This window comes from Sorangium sp. So ce128 (assembly GCF_051525245.1).
Classification (GTDB): domain Bacteria; phylum Myxococcota_A; class Polyangia; order Polyangiales; family Polyangiaceae; genus Sorangium; species Sorangium cellulosum_B.
In genome coordinates this window covers 12,197,050-12,213,166 of the sequence record NZ_CP150313.1, presented here as the reverse complement: position 1 = coordinate 12,213,166, position 16,117 = coordinate 12,197,050, and the positions used below count along the sequence as shown (strand labels likewise).

Sequence of the window (16,117 nt, the reverse complement as noted above, 5' to 3'; positions counted from 1 at the left end):
TCGGGCGTAGCCACGCGGCTGGGCAGCCCGAGCGCGATCCATCCAACGTGCCCTCCAACGAGGGCGAGACAAGCTGGCACTGCTGCGGGAAGTCGCCCTGGGTCGGCAGAATAACCGCCATGGCGCCAATGCCGCCAAGAGGAGAGGAGAAGGGCTGTCCCCGCATCGTCCCTTCCATGTCTTTCGTCTCTTGACGCACTTGGCGTCATGGAGGTTCGCTCTCCGGCCCGACTTCCCGTAGTCCTCCCCAGCAGCGGCCGGACCGCCCGGTTGCACGCTATAGTGGATTTCACTATCCTGTCTCCGCGAGGAGCACCGATGAGAGGGACGGGAACGGCGAAGCGTGGCCGGGATGAGGAACGCGGTCCGGCGGGACGAGGCCCGGACGAGGACAGCGGACCCGTCAGCGTGGTGCTCCCGGCCGAGCTCCGGGAGCGGGTCCAGGCCGAGGCGAAGAAGCGCGGCCTCAAGCTCTCGCCCGCGATCCGCGCGCTCCTCAGCGAGCGCGTCCAGGAGATCGACGACGCGGAGCAGCTCAGCCGGGCCGAGGAGTGGCAGCGAGCCCAGGTCTGGGCGGTCTGGGAGCGGATGAAAGCGGGAGACCACGACGAGGCCGCGCGCCAGGAGATCGACTCCATCTTCGACGAGGCGCTCCGTGACGCCCCTCGTCGCGGCGCCCGCTAGGCCAGGGCGCCGCGTGGGCCGCCGCGTCCGCTTCCGCCGGGAGTTCGCCCGCGACCTCCGCGATCAGGTGCGCTGGCTCGACGAGAACCGCGGGATCGAGCAGGTCGAGCGCCTGCGGACCGGCCTCGACGAGGCCATCGAGCTCCTCGCCCGCTTCCCCGGGATCGGTCCCGCCGAGGCAAAGGACGACGAGGACCGCGCCGTCGTCCGCAGGCTCCTCCTGCGCAAGCTCCCCTACGTCATCTGGTATCTCGTGGACGCCTCCGGCCCCGACGGTGACCTCTGGCTGCTGCGCCTCTTCCACGCGCGGCAACAGCGGCCGCTGGCCGGGGCCGGCCTCCCCTCACGGAAGCCGCGGACGAGGTGAACGGGCAATGCGCCGCGTCGCTCCTCCCGGCGCGCGCCAGCCCCCGCAGCGCTCCCGCGCACAGCCCCCCTCGGCGCCCGGCGTGCTATGCACGCGCCGATGAGCGACGTGGTGGTGATCGGCGGCGGCGTGGCCGGGTGCGCCTCGGCGCTGGCCCTGGCGCGGCGCGGGCTGTCCGTCCGCGTCCTCGAGCGCAACCAGGGCGAGGGCGCTTCGTGGGCGGCGGCGGGGATCATCGGCCCCCAGCTCGAGGCCGCGGGCGACGGCCCCCTCGCGCGGCTCTGCCTCGCGAGCCGCGCCCTGTACGCGGAGCTCGCCGGGTCGCTCGTCGACGCGACGGGGATCGACGTCGGGTACCGGCAGAGCGGCGCCCTCCGCGTGGCGTTCACCGCGGAAGGACGCGAAGAGATCGCGCGCGAGCTCGGGTGGCAGCGAGAGGCCGGCCTCGCCGTGGAGATCTGCGACGGCGACGGGGCCCGCGCGCACGCGCCGGCGCTCTGCGACGAGGTCGCCGGCGGCGCGTGGCTCGCCGACGAGGCGCGCATCGATCCGCCGTCGCTCATGCGCGCGCTGCGCATCGCGGCGGAGCGCGCGGGCGTGCGGTTCAGCACCGGGGCGACCGTCCGGCGCATCGTGGTCGAGCGGGAGCACGCGCGCGGCGCGCAGCTCGAGGACGGCACGAAGGTCGAGGCGGGCTGGACGGTGCTCGCCGCCGGGAGCTGGTCGTCCCTGCTCGAGGCGTCGGGCCTCGCGCCCTCGGCGGTGCGCCCGGCGCGCGGGCAGATCGTCGAGCTCACGCCGGCGACGCCGGTGCTCTCGCAGGTCGTCTACGGCCCCGGCTGCTACCTGTCGCCGCGCGACGACGGGCGCGTGCTCGTCGGCGCGACCACGGAGTTCGCCGGCTACGTCACCGCGGTGACCTCGCGCGCCGTGCGCGACCTCCTGACCGCGGCGCTCCGGCTCGTGCCCGCGCTCGGCGACGCGCCGATCGGCAGGACGTGGGCCGGCCTCCGGCCCCACCCGAAGGACGCGCTGCCGATCCTCGGCGAGGGGGAGATCGCGAATCTGATCTTCGCGACAGGGCACTTCCGCAACGGCGTCCTGCTCGCCCCGGTGACCGCGAAGATCGTGGCGGCGCTGATCGCCGGAGAGGAGCCGCCGGTGGATCTGTCGCCCTTCTCCGCCAGGCGGCCTGGCATCACCGGCTGAGCGCGGCGGCAACGTGTGCGCACCTGGCGCGGCGAGCTGACAGTCGTCCGCTCAAGCATCGATGCGCGGAGACCCTCGCGATTGTTCGGCGCGACAGCGCCCGAGCCCGCTGGACACTCTGCCCGATGGGAACGACGCCAGCGTGAGGGTGATAACCCGCTGAGCTCCCTCGCGAGGCAACCGCTGTTCGGGGAGCCTCGATCGCAAGTCGTGAATTGACCACGGCCCATTCGGTCAGCGGACAAGACGCTGACATACATCCTTTTTCCAGGAGGGAGGCCAGACAAGCAAGGCAATGAGCTATCAACCAGGAGCAGGCTCCCCAGCACGGGCTTGACACCGCCGGGAAACATCGTATCTCATCTCCTTCACAGCTTTGATCTTGCTTGGTGGCATCATCACGCACACTGCCTTGAGGTCGGTGAAGTGATCCACTGAAAGGAGAACACCTTGAGCTTACGCACTGCCATTCCCACAATGTGTGTCGCCCTGGCGGCTGTTCTCGCGGGCTGCGTCGTAGGCGTCGACGAGGGCCCTGTGACAGGCAGCGATGAAGTCGGCGACCAGCGGTCATCGTCGCTCGCGGCACCGGGTTGCACGGTTCGCCTCACGCCGGCGAGCCTCGTCGCCAGCGTCGCGCAGGCCGAGAATCCGGCAGCGAACGCCGCCGACGGCGATCTGGCCACCCGCTGGTCGGGCCGCGGCAAGGGCGCCTACGTGACGGCGGACCTGGGCGCGAAGCAGCGCATCTGCGGCATCTCTCTCGGCTGGTACAGCGGCGGGGTCGATGGGCGCATCTACGACTACGCGCTCTCGACGTCCACGGACGGCCAAAATTTCTCGCCGCTCTTCGCGGGGAAGAGCCTGCCCAACACCTCGCTCCAGCCTGTCGAGCTCCAGGCCGTCGACGCGCGGTACGTCCGCCTCACGGTCAACGGGAACACCGTGAACGACTACGCCAGCGTGACGGAGCTCCAGATCTCCGCCAGCGCGGCCCCCGCCGGCGCCTTCGTGCACCCGGGCATCCTGGTCAGCAAGGAGCAGCTGGATTTCGTCAAGACGAAGATCGGCGGCGGTCAGCAGCCCTGGACCAAGGAGTACCAGCTCGCCAGGGGCTCGAGGCACGCGAAGCGGGACTACGTCGCCAGCCCGGTGCCGGTCGTCAAGTGCTCCACGCCTGGCTCGAAGCAGAGAGCCATCGATATGGGCTACGAGCAAGCGGGGTGCAGCGAGATCGTCGACGACGGGAACGCCGCCTATACGCAGGCGCTGCTCTGGTACTACAGCGGCGACGCACAGTATGCCGAGAACGCGCGGCGCATCCTCAACGCCTGGGCGCGCACGATGACCGCCATCCTGTTCGATCAGCCCCGCTTCCCGGACAACAACGGTCAGGTTTACGCCAACGGCCATTTCGTCGCTGGCTGGGGAGGCACCAATTTCCTGCGGGCTGCGGAGATCTTGCGTTACACGTACAGCGGCTGGACGGCCGAAGACACGGCACTGCAAGAGAACCACTTCAAGACCGTCTACTGGGACCTGGTGAAAGACGGCTGGACGGGCGGCGGGAACCGGACCTCCGTGATGAACGAGACGGCGCTGGGCATCGCGATCTTCACGAACGATCACGAGAAGTACGAGTACGTCGTGAGCCAGGTAGAGCACTCCAGCAAGGCCATGATCTACATGCCGAGCGACGGCGGCCAGCCGCTCTATCCCATGTATCAGGGCCGGCCGCGCTACACCAACGACGCGAAGGGCGATCTCGCGGGGATCTGGAGCAAGCCGACGCGCTACATCGCCGGCCTGGAGCAGGAGACCTGCCGCGACCTCGGGCACATGCAGATGGGCACGAGCTCGCTGGCGAACATGGCAGAGACCCTCCGCATCCAGGGCGACGCTCGCAGCGCCTACGGCGACGACCCGGTTCATCGCGAGAACCGCCTGCGGCAGGCGCTCGAGCTGAACGCCGATTACGTGCTGCAATACCTCGACAACACGGGCAATCGGGTCGGCGTGAAGGTGACGCCCGCGGGCTGGATGCCGGCGCGAAACTGGCCGTGCAGCAGCTTTTCCGAGTCCGCCGGCGGCGGCTCGGCGGTCATGGGCTGGGAGATCGGGTACAACGAGCTCCGCAACCGCCGCGGGATCAGCATGCCGAAGACCGAGGAGCTCATCACGCGTGTCAGGGCGATGAGCAGCGCTTCCACCCGGGTCGGCAACCACATCGGCTGGGAGGCGCTGACGCACGCGGGCGCGCCCTAGCCGCCCGGCAGCCCCGGTCCTCCTGAGCACAGGCTCCCGCGCGCCGCGGGAGCCCCGTCCCCTGCGCCGTCTCCCACCGCCGACGATGTAAGCCGGGCTACGTCCTCGCCGAGAACCCGCCGGTCAGGAACTTTTCGATGGGCTCGCCGTGTCCTGGAAGTGTCCGGGAAACGAGGCGGCGTCAGCCTTCCTCCTCCCGGCCCGGCCCATGCGCACGTCTCCCCACGCCTCGTTCGTCGATCGGCTCCTCGCCGAGCTCCCGTGCCTCCTGCGGGCGGCGCGCCGCCTGACGCGCTCGGAGCAGGACGCCGAGGATCTGGCGCAGGCGACGATCGTGCGCGCGATCGAGCGGCACGCCGACCTGCGCGACGAGGGGCGCATGCGCGCGTGGCTGCTCCGCATCGAGCGGTCGGTGCTGCTCAACACGACGCGCGGCGCGCGGCAGCGCCTCGAGGTGATCGAGGGCGGCCGCGGCGCCGAGTCGGTGCCGGAGCCGCAGGGCAATCTGGAGGCGGAGCTCGTCGAGCGCGGCTTCGCCGACGAGGTCGAGCGCGCGCTCGCGCGCCTGCCCCCGGAGTGGCGCGAGGCGCTGCTCCTGCGGGAGGTCGAGGAGCTCTCCTACGAGGAGATCGCCGATCTCCAGGCGTGCCCGGTGGGCACGGTGCGATCACGGCTCTCGAGGGCGCGGCTCGCGCTCGTCGAGGGCCTCTCCGAACGATGCGAGGAGACGTCATGGCAGGGTGCAACCGCGAGTGGTTCGAGAACATTTCGGCGTGGCACGACGGCGAGGTGACGCCCGAAGACGCGGCGCGGATCGAGGCGCACGTCGCCGGCTGCGCGCCCTGCCGGCGCGCAGCGGAGGTCCTCGGCGGCGTGCGGCGCGCGCTCGTCGCGAAGGCGGACGGGGAGGTCCCGGAGCGCCTGCGCGATCGGGCGGAGGCCGCGGCGCGGAACGCGCGGTCGCGGCGCCGCGGCCCCTGGGCGATCACGGCCGCCCTCGCCGCGGCCGCGGCGGCCGCCGCGCTGCTCGTCGGCAGCCCGAGCCGGGGCGTGAGCGCGGCGATGGCCGACGAGCTCGTGAGCCACCACGTGCGCGGCTTCGCGCGCGAGCGCCCGTGCGACTTCGAGTCGTCCGATCCGGGCGCCGTCGCCGGGTGGCTCGAGGGGAAGCTCGGCTACGCGGTGACCGTCCCGGCGGTGTCCGGCGCCCGGCTGCTCGGGGCGCGCCTCTGCCAGATCGGCGGCACGCGCACGGCAGCGCTCATGTACGCGAGCGGGGACAAGCCGCTCACGGTGTTCGTGCCGCCGCCCGGGTCCGGCGCCGCGACGGCGGCGCGCGCGCTCGCGGGGCGCGGCGTGGGGTGCACCCGGGGGCCGCTCGGCAACGCGATCTGCGCGAGGAGCGTGGAGCAGCCGGTGCTCGCGGTGGCTGAAGTGGACACATCGGCGCTCGCGCCGGCGCTCTTCGGGCGCTGATCCCGTCGATCGCGAGGACCCATGACGATCGGTTCATTGCTGGCGCTCTTCGGCGCGGGGCTCCTGACGTTCGCGTCGCCCTGCGTGCTCCCCATGCTCCCCGTCTACCTGTCGGCCCTCGGCGGCGCCGGGGCGCTCGGCGGTCCGGACCCGGCGGCGGCGAAGCGCGGCGTGCGCCTCGCCGGTGTCGGCTTCGCGATCGGCCTCGCGATCGTGCTCGTCGCGCTCGGCGCCGGCGCGTCGGCGATCGCCGCGGTCCTCGCGCCCCACCGGCGCGCGTTCACCGTCGCGTCCGGCGTGCTCCTGGCGCTCTTCGGCGCGAAGCTCCTGGGCGTGCTGCGCCTCCCGTGGCTCGAGCGCGAGGCGCGCCCGCTCCTCTCCCGCCTCCCGGGCGCGGGCGGCTTCTGGGGGGGCATGCTCTTCGGGATCGCCTTCGCGGCGGGGTGGACGCCGTGCGTCGGCCCGGTGCTCGGCGCCGCGTTGACCTACGCGGCCAGCGCGGGCGCGAGCCCGCTCACCGGCGCGATCCAGCTCGGCGCCTACGCCGCGGGCCTCGCCGCGCCGCTCGTCGCCGCGGCCTTCGTCGGGCCGGCGGCCGTCGCGCTCGCGCGCCGCCTGATGCCGGCCACGCCGGCCCTCCAGCGCCTGACGGGGGCGCTGCTCGTGGCCGCCGGGATCGCCGTCGCTGACGGCCGTCTGGACGCCCTCTCGCCGGCGCCCGCGGCGGCCGTGGACGCGGGCGCGCCCTGCGAGAGCGGCCCCGCCGGCGCGTGCGCGGCCCCGGAGGGCGCCGTGGCGCAGGGCGACGTCGCGCTGCCCGAGGGGATGCCTCGGCTGCTCGAGTTCGAGAGCGCGCACTGCGCGGTGTGCGAGCGCATGGCGCCGCTCGTGACCGAGCTCGAGGCGCGCTGCGCCAAGGAGGCCGGCACCGTCCTGCGCATCCAGGTCGACGATCCGCGCGGGCGGGCCCTCGCCGCCCGCTACGGCGTGCGCTTCGTGCCGACGTTCCTCAGCGTCGACGCCGCCGGGCAGGAGGTGGAGCGCGCCGTCGGCGAGCTGCCCGCCCAGCGGCTCGCGAGCCTCATCGGCGACGTCCGCGGCGAGGCGTGCTCCCCCGCCTTGTGAGCCCCCCACGGCGGGGCTCGCTGCCCCCTCATCCCGGAGGCTACCCGAGCCTCGCGGAGCGCCGTGTACAAGCTCTCAGGCGGGAGACATCGTTCCACGATGGGCTACGTCGCCGCGAGCCGCGCGCGCACCTTGGCGAGCACCGCGACGTCGGCGGGCGGGAAGAGCTCGTCCCGGAGATCGGCCGCCTCGGCCCAGCGCACGGCGGCGACGTCGAGCGCGGCGGGCGCGGGCGAGCCCTCGGCGAGGGCCGCGGCGTAGAAGAGAAGGAGCACCGGCTTCTTCGGATAGCGGTGGTAGGTCACCTCGACGATGTCGCCGACCCGGGCCTCGACGCCGATCTCCTCGCGCAGCTCGCGGATCAGGGCGTCCCGCGGATCCTCGTCGGCCTCGACCTTGCCGCCGGGGAACTCCCACGCGCCCTCGAGGTGCGCGCCCGCCTTGCGCTGCGTGAGCAGGACGCGGCCGCGCTCGATGATGACGGCGGCGGCGACGAGGACCAGGGGCGGAGCGGGCTCGGGCGGGGCGGACATGGGCGCGTAGAATGTCGGTCGCGACGCGCAAGACAAGGGCGAACGGCCGGCTCGACGCTGCACATCCCTCCGGCGTCTTCATTGCCTTGCGCGGCTGGGATTTCTCACCCTCGGACTCGGGCGCCGGCGGGGGCGCGAGCGGGGGCGCGATCGGCAGCGGCGGCAGGACCGGGAGCACCTCCGGCAGGCCAGCGCGACCCGTCGCGTCCCCGTCATCACGGCGTGTAGCTGGGCAGCTCGATCACGTAGGCGTCGACGGTATCCCCGTTGCCCCAGTCGCTCCCGAACACGGCGCGCGTGCCGCCGGGGCTGGGCACGGTGTGCGGCTCGGCCCAGTACGGCTCGGCGAGGTGGGTGTTCTCCTTGCCCCAGCTCCGGTGACGGCCAATCCGGCAGACCTTGCCCGTGCTCGTGTCGGCGATCAGGTTTTCCATGTCGAGCACCCCTCCGCCCGACGCATCGCCGATCGACGACACGAAGATCCACCCCGGCTGCTTGTATGCCATCCCCGAGATGTGCCCTGTCGGGGGGTAGGGCCACCCGGTCTCCGGGCCGATGACCACCTTCGATGTGCCTTCGGCGAGATCCCATGTGACGAGGAGCCCGATGTCGTCATTGCCGCCGGGACCGGGATCGTAGACAGCCCCGTTCCAGGTGTCGTGACCGTTCACCATGCTCAGCGACGCGTGGCCGTACGGCTCCAGCAGGTCCAGCGTAAGCACCACGTTCAGCCGCGGATCGGTCACGCCGCCGCTGTCGCTCAGGAACGCGAGCGTGCCGCTCGGCGCGACCTGGGCCGGGTTCTCGTCGAGCGCCTTCCTGGCGAGCACCGTATTCTGGCCGACATCATAGATGAACACCTGATCGTCGCACGTGAGGCCGATGCGGTTCGAATCCCACGACATGAACAGCGGGTCTCCGCCCGCGCTCGCGCCGCCCGAGCAGAAGTCGAACGTCGTCACGACCTCCTTCGTCCCGGCGCCGACGTGGTAACGGATGAAGTCCTTGCCGTCGACGAAGAACAGGACGTCGGGATCGGAGGTGTGCCAGTACACCTGCTCGATGTCCGCCGGCGAGATGTCGAGCGCCTCGATGAACTGGTATGTCTTGCCGTCGTAGAGCTGGTGCTCGCCGGCCGCGACCGAGAAGAGGATGAGCCTCGACTCGTCCGCGTTCCACGCCGAGATGGTCGAGTACATCGGCTTGATGACCGGGTCGTTCCTGCCGCCCGGCGCGACCGCCGTGATCCGGCGGATCGTGGTGCCGAACTCGGCGTCGGTGACGGCCTCGCCGAGCGCCGGCCTGGCGAGCTCGGTCATCGGGCGCGCTTCCTTGTCCTGCACGAGGCCCGCGCAGAGATCGATCGGCTCGCCCGGGCCCGCGCCGCCCGCGCCGCCCACGCCCGCCGAGCCAGCCGTCCCCGTCGCGCCGGCGGCGCCCGTCCCCGCGGCGCCGCCGGATCCGGCCGTTCCCCCGGTCCCGCCGTCTCCGGCCGTGGAGCCGCCGCCGGAGCAGGCGGAGAGGAAGGAAGAGGAGACAAGGAGGGTGACAGAGACGCCGACTCGCATGGGGTTTCCTTCGCGCGAGCCACGATGCGTGGCCGCGGCAGCATACCCCGAAGCAACGTCAGGCGTACGCGACGGTTTGCAAACCCGCCGGCTGTCGCGGTCGCGACACCGCCTGATGACGTGTGGTGCTGTTGATATGGCGTCGCTTTTCACGCTACAGTCTCGTGCGAGCCAGGGACGCCGGCTCCACTCGCCGGAGGCGGCCGATGGGCTGGGAAATCGATCATGTGTTCCTTGCGACGCCCGACGTGGGCATCGTCGAGCGGATGCTCGCCGAGTTCGGCCTGAACTTCAGCCGCCACGCGGTGCATGAGGGTCAGGGGACCGCGAATGCGTGCGCGGCCTTCGAGAACGCGTTCTTCGAGGTCCTCGGCGTCCATGATCTGGAGGAGCTGCAGACCGAGATCGTTCGGCCGCTGGGGCTACACGAACGCATTCATTGGGGCGAGACCGGCGCATGCCCGTTTGGCATCTGTTTCAGGACCATCGATGCCGGAGGCGCCGGGGACTGGCCCTTCGAGACCTGGGACTACAAGCCGAGATACTTGCCGACGGGCACGGGCATGCCCATCGTGACGCCGCGAGGGTCCTTGGCGGAGCCCATGGTATTCGTGGCGCCCCAGACAATCAGGCGGACCACCCCGATCGAGTCGCGATCGCATCGTGGCGCGCGCCGGACGCTGACGCGTGTACGTCTGCGACTGCCAGCGGAGAATCCGCCACTCTCGTCGGGCGTGCGTTGGTTCGTGGACCAGGACATGCTCTCGATCGATCGTGGGGCGACCTACTCGCTTGAGCTGGAGTGGGATCACGGTCACGAAGGGCGATCGCACCAGTTCCCTGCGGGAGTGCCGCTCGTCGTGCGCTGGTAGAGCGGGCCGGCGCTGTACGTTGGGGGAAAGCACGAGCGCTCGCCCGGCCATGCGGTCGCGCGTCTGCCGGCGGCGGCCCCCGCGGCACGGGGAGCCCGGCCGCCCGCCGACCCCGGCGCCGCCCGGAGGCCGGAGCCGGAGAGCGAGCCCGCTTCCCTTTGCCGCCGAGGTGTGGGATGCGCCTGCCATGAGCGTCACGTACCGGGAAGCCGGGGTCGATATCGATGCAGGGGACGCGCTCGTCGAGCGCATCAAGCGGCTCGCGAAGCCGACGCGCATCCCCGAGGTGCTCGCCGACGTGGGCGGCTTCGCCGGGCTGTGCGCGCTGCCGGGCGGGCTGTCCGAGCCGGTGCTGGTCAGCGGCACGGACGGGGTCGGCACCAAGCTGAAGGTGGCGTTCGCGACGGGCGTCCACGACACCGTCGGCATCGATCTCGTCGCGATGTGCGTGAACGACGTGCTGACCGTGGGCGCGCGGCCGCTGTTCTTCCTCGACTACTTCGCGACGGGCAAGCTCGACGTCGACGTGGGCGAGGCCGTGGTCCGCGGCATCGCCGAGGGCTGCAAGCAGGCCGGCTGCGCGCTGATCGGCGGCGAGACGGCCGAGCTGCCGGGCATGTACGCGGACGGCGAGTACGACCTCGCCGGGTTCGCCGTCGGCGTCGTCGAGCGGTCGCGCATCCTCGACGGCAAGCGGATCGCGGCCGGCGATGCGGTCATCGGCGTGGCGTCGAGCGGGCTGCACTCGAACGGCTTCTCGCTCGCGCGGCGCGTGCTCGAGAAGGAGATGGGGCTCACGATGAGCGACCGCGTGGCCGACCTCGGCGGCACCGTGGGCGAGGCGCTGCTGACGCCGACCCGGATCTACGCCCGCGCGATCACGGCGCTCCTCGCGGCCTGCGGCGATGCGGTCCGGGGGCTGTCGCACATCACGGGCGGCGGCCTGCCGGGGAACCTGCCGCGCGTGCTGCCGGACGGGCTGGGCGCGCGGCTCGACCTCCGCTCCTACCAGCGGCCGGCGGTGTTCCAGGTGCTCCAGCGCGGCGGCCCCGTGGAGGAGGCCGAGATGCGGCGCACGTTCAACCTCGGCGTCGGCCTGGTCGCGGTCGTGGAGAAGGGCGCCGCGGACCGGGCCATCGAGGCGTTCGCCAAGAGCGGCGAGCAGGCCTGGGTGCTCGGCGAGGTCGTGTCGGTCGGCGACGTGCCGTTCGAGGAGCGCGTGCTGTTCGGATGAGCGGGCCGGCGAGGGCGATGCGCGGCGCGCGGGCCGGGGTGCGCCGAGCGACCGCGCGGCGCGAGCTCAGCCGCCTTCGAGCCGCGATCGCAGGTTCTTGATCGCCTCGTCGATCGCCCGGCTCTTCTTGTAACAGGGCCTCACCGTCGTCTCGAGCACGACGAGGGTGCGCTCGTCGCCCTCGGAGACGGCGCGCTCGAGGAACGGGAGCTTCTCGCCGCACGTGGCGTCGCGCAGCTCGAAGGAGATCCGGACCGCGGGGGTCCCGCGGGCCGCGATCTCCGGATCGCGGAGCAGCTTCGCGGCCCGGGTGGCCGGCGTGGACCGGCCGCGGGTCTCGACGATCTCGTAGAGCACGTCGATGCCCGCCGTCCCGAAGCGGCTCGAGAGCGCCTCGAAGACCTTGTCGGCGTGCTGCTCGCCCGTCTTCGCGATGGCGATGGCGACGTTGCGCGCCGCGATCGCGAGCGCGCGCTCGCGGAGCGCCGTCGGATCGCGCTCCGCGAGCTGTTGGATCGCGTCGGAGGCCTTCACCCACCGGCGCGCCCTGACAGCGTCGGTGAGCGCCTTCCGGGCCGCTTCATCGGGCGGGGGTTCGGCCGGCGCGTCGGGCGCCGCCGGCACAGCGGCCTCGGGCGCCTGCGCCGTGGGCGCGGGCGTCTCGGGGACGGCGGCGGCGTCGGCCGGGGTCGGCTCGCTCGTGGCGAGCGCGCTCGCGGGAGGCCTCGCGGGGCCGAGCTGGGGCTCCGGCTCGGGCGGGGCGCGCCCACCGCCGGCGAGCGCCGCGATGACGGCCGCCGCGAGGATGCCGCCGCCCAGGTACGGGGCCAGCCGGCCCACGCGACCGCCGAGGCCTTCGTTGCCCAGCCGCGACGCGCGAGCTTCCCGGGCTTCGCGCTTTCGCCTGGCCTTCTCCTCGCGCTCGCGCGCGGCGCGCTCTGCCTCCTCGGCGAGCTTCCGCTTGGCCTCTTCCTCGCGCTCGCGGGCGACGCGCTCTGCCTCGGCGGCCTCCAGCTCGCGCAGCAGCGTCGGGGCGAAGGCTGGCCGCGAGCCGCTCATCCGCTCGGACGTCGGCTCCGAGACGGGCGCCGCATCCTCTGCGGGCGGCTCGCCCGGCGGCGGGGGCGCGGACGCCACGGGAGCCGGCTCGTTCTGCGGCGGCTGCGCCTTCACGGACGGCGTGGGCGACGGCGACGGCGACGGCGACGGCTCCACGCCGGCCCCGGACGGCGGCTTCGATGACGCCGGCCTCGCGACGGATGCCGGCTCCACAGCGGATGCGGACAGCGGCTCCGATGACGCACGCTCCGCCGCTGGCGACGACGGCGGCTTCGATGACGCACGCTCCGCTGACGGCGGCTTCGACGATGCACGCTCCGCTGACGGCGGCTTCGATGTCTCACGCTCCGCTACAGACGTCGGCGGCTTCGACGATGCACGCTCCGCTGACGGCGGCTTCGATGTCTCACGCTCCGCCGACGGCGGCTGCGACGACTCACGCTCCGCTGTGGGCGACGACGGCGGCTTGGATGTCTCACGCTCCGCCGTTGGCGACGACGGCGGCTTCGATGTCTCACGCTCCGCCGTTGGCGACGACGGCGGCTTCGATGTCTCACGCTCCGCCGACGGCGGCTGCGACGACTCACGCTCCGCTGCGGGCGACGACGGCGGCTTCGATGACGCCGGCTCCGCAGCCGACGGCGATGGCTCCTCCACCCCCGACGGCGACGGCTTGTTCGATGAGGGCTCGGCCGCACGGCGCTCCGCCTTGCCCGACGACAGCAATAGGTCGTCCAGCGACAGCCGCAGGGAGCCCAGCCCCGCTGCCTCCGTCGCCCCAGGCGCTTCGACGGACCGCTCCGCCTCGCTCGGCGACGGAGGCAGCACCTCCGGCGACGGCGGCATCGACATCAGCGACGCCCACTCCTTCAGCTCCGGCGACTCCTGCGACCGCGCCGGCGCCTCGGACAGCGGTGACGACGCGTGCGGAGGACGCTGGTCATCGACCTCGGCAGGAGCGCCACCGCCGGCGGCCTCGCGCGCGAAAGCGGCCTGCGCGATGAGCGCCGCGCCGCCCACCGTCGTCGGGCGCGCGTCGTCCGGTACGCTCGAGTCGTCGGCCGCGGAGGCAGCGTCGGCCCTGGCGACCTCCTGCGCGAAGGCGACCTGCGCCATGAACGCCGCGCCGCCCACCGCGGTCGGCCGCGAGTCCCGCGTCATCTCGGCGACGAGGGTCGGCGTGTTGCGCACCGGCGTCGGGCGCGAGTGGCTGAGGGCGTCTTCCTCGTCCTCGTCGCCGTCCACCGCCGACGCCACCGCCTCTGCCGGCTCGGCGCCGCCCGTTCGACCCTCCGAAAGCTCGCCCGACGCGCGCGCGCTCTCCGCCTCCTTCGCGCTCGCGCCGCTCCCGGCCGGCTCACCTGCCGCCCGGTCCGCGGCAGGCGCCAGCGCGTCCGCGACATCGTTGAACGAGACGAGGCACGAATCGCCAAGGACAATCGCCGAGGAGCCGCCGGCGCTCGCGTCGGGCGCGCCCGACGGCGCGCTGGGCACGGGCGGCCGGTTGCTCGGCACGCGCGCCGCGTCCGCGATCGCGGGCACCGACGTCATCTCCGCCCTCGATGACATCTCCCCCCTCGACGACATCTCCGCCCTCGGCTCGTGCGTCACGATCCCGGACACGGAGCACGCGTCGTCGAGCGCCGCGATCAGCTCCGCCGCGGTCTCGAAGCGGGCGCGCGGATTCTTCTCCAGGAGGAGCCGCACGACCGCCTCGAGGGCAGGCGGGACCTCGACGCCGGGCGAGTGCGCGGCGATCGCCGGCACGGGCGCGCTCCGCTGCTGGTTGAAGAGCTCGACCGGATCCTTGGCGAGGAACGGGTGCTTGCCGGCCAGCATCTCGTAGAAGATCAGGCCCAGGGCGTAGAGATCCGCGCGCTCGTCGACGAAATCCATCCCGAGCGCCGACTCCGGGGCGAGGTAGGCGATGGTCCCGAAGATCACGCCGGCCGTGGTGAGCCGGACCGGGAGCGAGTCGGCCCCCGCACGCGCGGACTCCGGCGACGCGACGGAGCGGCGCAGCTGATCGACGCTCACCTTCGCGAGGCCGAAGTCGATGAGCTTCACGAGGTCGCCCTGCGGCTCGACGACCATCACGTTGCGCGGCTTCACGTCGCGGTGGACGACGCCCATCGCGTGGGTCGCCGCGAGCGCGGCCGCGAGCTGCCTTACGATCAGGGCGGCGCGCGCGGCGGGCACCGGCCCCCGCCGGATGATCTCGTGGAGCGTCGTGCCGCGCACGTACTCGAGGACCAGGAAGAACGAGCCGTCCTCCGCCTCGCCGAAATCGGTCGCGGTCGCGACGTTCCGGTGCTGGATGTGGGCGCCGGCGATGGCCTCGCGCTCGAAGCGCTGCACGAGCTCGGGGAGCCGCTCGGTGTCGGGGTGCAGGATCTTGATCGCGACGCGCTTGTGCATGTGCACGTGCTCGCCGCGGTAGACCGCGCCCATGCCGCCCATCGCGATGACCTCGTCGATGCGGTAGCGCTTCGAGATCACCCGCCCGAGGTAGGACCTCGCCCGGTGCTTCGCGGCCTCGTCGGCGGTAAGGGTCGGCTCAGGCGGGCGTTCCGACATCGTGGCGCCGCCACCCTACCCCGAGCGGCGCGAAGATGGTAGGTCGCCGGACCGCTCGGGGCGCCTCACGGGGCGACGACGCGCCACGAGACGCCGGGTGGCCTGCGCCGCGGCATGCATCACTTCAACGATACCGTCCGTGAGCGGACGTACACGCATCGCGTGCAGAAGCCGCAAGAGGGCTCGATCAACCTACTTGACGCAGAGCGCGTTGCCCTGGATCCGGCTCCTCGTCGTCCATACGTTGAGATATTGGGTTTGTAGCTCATGGTTCCGCCAGATGGCGATGCTGTGGTCATTCTGGTTGTCGCTGCTGAACTCGCCCGCGACGCGCGTCAGCATGCATTGCGTGTCGAAGGTGCCCGCTGGCGTCAGCGCTTCGAAGCTCGGTCCGTCTTCCGAAGGGACACCGAACTCGTCCGCGACCGCCGCTTCATTGGCCAACTCTGCGACAGTGATGCATCGCGCCCTGGCGTGTACCCCTGTGCTGCTCGAGAGGCCGGTCAGCAAATAGCGGCCGAAAAACCAAACCACCAACACGCTCTCGCTCATGCCGTTGAAATCTCCGCCCACCCGTGTGAGGAAGCACGCCCGCGGAAGGCCGGAAGACGTCGTATCCGACCCGAGATCGACGCCGTACTCGCCTTGTGACCACGAAAATTCGGCCGTTCTGCCGAGGGTAGAAGAGACGCAAGTGGCCGTGGCGCGAGCGCTTCCGTGCGTATTGTTGCCGTGGAGGTACCATCGCCCACCCGAGATGTAAACGTGCACCCACTCGTTGCCTGACTCGAAATCCCCCATGATCCCTGTCAGAAAACAGGTCCTGTCCGAGGCGTCGCCCATGTCCACCGGCCCGCTGCCAGCCGTCCAGCTGCCCCCGTTCACCCAACCCAGGGGCTGCTCGGCGATGCTGGTCTCCTCGCTGTCATCTTCTTCGTCGCCGACCCCCGCGACACAGCCGCTGGCGCCGATCGCAACGAGGGCCAAGAGCCCGTTCATCAAGAGTTTTTTGACCATCTGTCTACCCTCCAAGCAATGAGAAGCTCGTGTGTGGGGCGAGCCAGCTCGGTCGAGCAAGGCGCATGCCGCCTTGTGAGCGTTCGCTTCCGTGACGGCCATGGGGGGACATGCGTTGGATAGCTACCGAA

At 72.1% G+C, this 16,117-nt stretch carries 13 protein-coding genes; 9 read left to right on the top strand and 4 right to left on the bottom strand.

All coding sequences use genetic code 11. The annotated features are described in order from the left end of the window. Positions 1-318: 318 nt before the first annotated feature. From WME82_RS46295 to WME82_RS46265, 7 genes are all read left to right on the top strand, one after another. A complete protein-coding gene (locus WME82_RS46295; protein WP_437854781.1) occupies positions 319-684 on the top strand; it encodes a hypothetical protein in 366 nt (121 codons plus the stop codon). Then, complete coding sequence (locus WME82_RS46290; RefSeq protein WP_438040555.1) at positions 656-1,051, top strand: type II toxin-antitoxin system RelE/ParE family toxin; 396 nt, start codon at positions 656-658, stop codon at positions 1,049-1,051. The genes WME82_RS46295 and WME82_RS46290 overlap by 29 nt, the downstream gene beginning before the upstream one ends. A 99-nt stretch (positions 1,052-1,150) precedes the next feature. Beyond that, the gene (gene thiO, locus WME82_RS46285; RefSeq protein WP_438040554.1) at positions 1,151-2,260 is read left to right on the top strand and encodes a glycine oxidase ThiO; all 1,110 of its coding nucleotides are present in this window, start codon (positions 1,151-1,153) and stop codon (positions 2,258-2,260) included. Positions 2,261-2,797: 537 nt separating this feature from the next. Continuing rightward, positions 2,798-4,525, top strand: a complete 1,728-nt coding sequence (locus WME82_RS46280; protein ID WP_438040553.1) for a discoidin domain-containing protein — start codon at positions 2,798-2,800, stop codon at positions 4,523-4,525. Positions 4,526-4,733: 208 nt separating this feature from the next. Further along, positions 4,734-5,318, top strand: coding sequence for an RNA polymerase sigma factor (locus tag WME82_RS46275; RefSeq protein ID WP_438040552.1), 585 nt, complete (start codon positions 4,734-4,736; stop codon positions 5,316-5,318). Next, positions 5,258-6,001 (top strand): zf-HC2 domain-containing protein, encoded by a 744-nt coding sequence (locus WME82_RS46270; protein ID WP_438040551.1) that lies wholly within the window; start codon positions 5,258-5,260, stop codon positions 5,999-6,001. The genes WME82_RS46275 and WME82_RS46270 overlap by 61 nt, the downstream gene beginning before the upstream one ends. A gap of 21 nt (positions 6,002-6,022) precedes the next feature. After that, positions 6,023-7,126: a cytochrome c biogenesis protein/redoxin gene (locus tag WME82_RS46265; RefSeq protein ID WP_437854777.1), complete on the top strand. Its 1,104-nt coding sequence runs from the start codon at positions 6,023-6,025 to the stop codon at positions 7,124-7,126. 104 nt (positions 7,127-7,230) lie between these two features. On the opposite strand, the gene WME82_RS46260 is transcribed toward WME82_RS46265, so the two are convergent. Both WME82_RS46260 and WME82_RS46255 read right to left on the bottom strand, forming a co-directional pair. Then, entirely contained in the window at positions 7,231-7,659 is a 429-nt protein-coding gene (locus tag WME82_RS46260) for a (deoxy)nucleoside triphosphate pyrophosphohydrolase (RefSeq protein WP_438040550.1), read from the bottom strand. 215 nt (positions 7,660-7,874) lie between these two features. After that, the gene (locus WME82_RS46255; protein ID WP_438040549.1) at positions 7,875-9,227 is read right to left on the bottom strand and encodes a hypothetical protein; all 1,353 of its coding nucleotides are present in this window, start codon (positions 9,225-9,227) and stop codon (positions 7,875-7,877) included. A 206-nt stretch (positions 9,228-9,433) separates the two neighbouring features. Between WME82_RS46255 and WME82_RS46250 the strand changes: the two genes are divergently transcribed. Together WME82_RS46250 and purM are read left to right on the top strand one after the other, a co-directional pair. Further along, on the top strand, positions 9,434-10,099 hold the full coding sequence (locus tag WME82_RS46250; protein WP_438040548.1) for a VOC family protein: 666 nt from the start codon (positions 9,434-9,436) through the stop codon (positions 10,097-10,099). A 187-nt stretch (positions 10,100-10,286) separates the two neighbouring features. Next, the gene (gene purM, locus WME82_RS46245) at positions 10,287-11,333 is read left to right on the top strand and encodes a phosphoribosylformylglycinamidine cyclo-ligase (RefSeq protein ID WP_437547396.1); all 1,047 of its coding nucleotides are present in this window, start codon (positions 10,287-10,289) and stop codon (positions 11,331-11,333) included. Between the two features lie 66 nt (positions 11,334-11,399). On the opposite strand, the gene WME82_RS46240 is transcribed toward purM, so the two are convergent. Both WME82_RS46240 and WME82_RS46235 read right to left on the bottom strand, forming a co-directional pair. Further along, positions 11,400-14,969 (bottom strand): protein kinase domain-containing protein, encoded by a 3,570-nt coding sequence (locus WME82_RS46240; protein ID WP_438040547.1) that lies wholly within the window; start codon positions 14,967-14,969, stop codon positions 11,400-11,402. A gap of 192 nt (positions 14,970-15,161) precedes the next feature. Further along, a complete protein-coding gene (locus WME82_RS46235; RefSeq protein ID WP_438040546.1) occupies positions 15,162-15,986 on the bottom strand; it encodes a hypothetical protein in 825 nt (274 codons plus the stop codon). Positions 15,987-16,117 lie beyond the last annotated feature (131 nt).

Coding starts and splice junctions, on each gene's coding strand:
- WME82_RS46295 (WP_437854781.1), top strand. CDS start 319: ATGAGAGGGACGGGAACGGCGAAGCGTGGCCGGGATGAGGAACGCGGT.
- thiO (WP_438040554.1), top strand. CDS start 1,151: ATGAGCGACGTGGTGGTGATCGGCGGCGGCGTGGCCGGGTGCGCCTCG.
- WME82_RS46275 (WP_438040552.1), top strand. CDS start 4,734: ATGCGCACGTCTCCCCACGCCTCGTTCGTCGATCGGCTCCTCGCCGAG.
- WME82_RS46270 (WP_438040551.1), top strand. CDS start 5,258: ATGGCAGGGTGCAACCGCGAGTGGTTCGAGAACATTTCGGCGTGGCAC.
- WME82_RS46265 (WP_437854777.1), top strand. CDS start 6,023: ATGACGATCGGTTCATTGCTGGCGCTCTTCGGCGCGGGGCTCCTGACG.
- WME82_RS46260 (WP_438040550.1), bottom strand. CDS start 7,659: ATGTCCGCCCCGCCCGAGCCCGCTCCGCCCCTGGTCCTCGTCGCCGCC.
- WME82_RS46255 (WP_438040549.1), bottom strand. CDS start 9,227: ATGCGAGTCGGCGTCTCTGTCACCCTCCTTGTCTCCTCTTCCTTCCTC.
- WME82_RS46250 (WP_438040548.1), top strand. CDS start 9,434: ATGGGCTGGGAAATCGATCATGTGTTCCTTGCGACGCCCGACGTGGGC.
- purM (WP_437547396.1), top strand. CDS start 10,287: ATGAGCGTCACGTACCGGGAAGCCGGGGTCGATATCGATGCAGGGGAC.
- WME82_RS46240 (WP_438040547.1), bottom strand. CDS start 14,969: ATGTCGGAACGCCCGCCTGAGCCGACCCTTACCGCCGACGAGGCCGCG.
- WME82_RS46235 (WP_438040546.1), bottom strand. CDS start 15,986: ATGGTCAAAAAACTCTTGATGAACGGGCTCTTGGCCCTCGTTGCGATC.